At 47.9% G+C, this 303-nt stretch carries 1 pseudogene; it reads left to right on the forward strand.

Annotated elements, in window-relative coordinates:
* A pseudogene (locus AB4585_RS22765) lies at positions 1-303 on the forward strand (hypothetical protein); the annotation flags it as partial.

Raw genomic sequence — 303 nt, forward strand, 5'->3', positions numbered from 1 at the left:
GTGTAGCTCCAGCAACATGCCTTGGGTGCCTTACTTTCATTCATCTCAAGATGTGCTGTCTTGGCGTTGGATGGCAACGACTGAGGTGTTGTCGATGGGCTCTTATGGCGTAAAGCAATTGACATGGGATGATATAGGTTCGGGCTATGGCTCAACTTTCCCACGAAGTGGGTATATTCAACAACGAGACCCATTCAAGGCTAGTGTGGTAGCAGCGTATCGAGGGTTTGATATTGTAACGTCGTACGATGAGTATACGAGTGCAACCGGTCTTCATGTTTCCAATACGATGGATAAGTGGGC

The sequence above is a fragment of the Vibrio sp. 10N.222.49.C9 genome (assembly GCF_041474985.1).
In the GTDB taxonomy this organism is placed as follows: domain Bacteria; phylum Pseudomonadota; class Gammaproteobacteria; order Enterobacterales; family Vibrionaceae; genus Vibrio; species Vibrio crassostreae_C.